The sequence below is a fragment of the Chromohalobacter sp. 11-W genome (genome assembly GCF_029889905.1).
GTDB lineage: Bacteria > Pseudomonadota > Gammaproteobacteria > Pseudomonadales > Halomonadaceae > Chromohalobacter.
The window spans coordinates 1-952 of sequence record NZ_JARANZ010000028.1; the positions used below are offsets into that span (position 1 = coordinate 1).

The window sequence follows — 952 nt, forward strand, 5'->3', positions numbered from 1 at the left end:
TGATCAGTTTTCCAATACCTTCTGTAGTTCTTTGTCACTTATCTTGACACTAGGCCAGCGATCTTCGCTACCGTAGAAGCAATGTTTCAACCAATTTTGCGCGTCACTATCCTTAATTGCCTCTATCAGCAGAGCGACACCAAGTGCGATCATAAATATCAGTCCAGCCCATCCGGCTAGAAACCTTATAAAGATCGACATAAAACCGAGAAGTGTATTTATACCAACTGACAGGCCATACAACGCTGCCATAGCTAAGTTACCTTTATTATAATTTTCAACTGTATTTTTAAAATCATAATACGCAAACCCCCAGGCTGCACCCGCGCCAAGAAAACGCCCAAAACGGCCGAAGCGCTCGGCACGGGCCAAGGCGTTTTCCTTCTTGGCGACACTGATGGCGTTAACGGCTACCGCTCGTTGTATACCTGTCTCAGCGGTGTTCAATACACCACCGATCAATCCTGCACTGCTCGCATAGAAACGTCCTGCCGCTTCCTCATCTGCGAATACGCCGGCTTCTTGCATCGAGTCTCGCGCGAACAATGTCGACACCGTGCTGAACAGTAGCCCAACGGCCGCTATCCGAGCGTCAGCATTAACGAAGGCTTGAAACTTCGGCAACGCGGTCTCGCGAATATTGTTCGCGGTGAGCATGATAGGGCGATCGGAACGTAACAGCCTCGCTTGAGCCGCTCGGCCGGAACCACTGCCATCAGCTGTCTGACGGAGCGCGGTATCATCGAGCAGGATGATATTGGGAACGCGAATCATCGGCTCGGCGCCCCCGGCCTTGAGCCAAGCATTGGTCACGCGACGCATCTGGTTGGCACTAGGGCGCTTGTTGCGCGGTATGCGTTCACGCATCTGCGCGGTTAGCCAGTCGAGATGCTGTTCGGGTGTGCCAGCCAGGGGCCGTTGTAACATCAGCCGTTCGGTGGCCAACATCGAC

General features: G+C 52.9%; 1 protein-coding gene. It reads right to left on the bottom strand.

Annotated elements, in window-relative coordinates; translation table 11 throughout:
- Positions 1-3: 3 nt before the first annotated feature.
- Positions 4-952, bottom strand: a 949-nt coding sequence (locus OP494_RS17110; RefSeq protein ID WP_280542778.1) for a hypothetical protein, incomplete at its 5' end; no start/stop codon positions are given.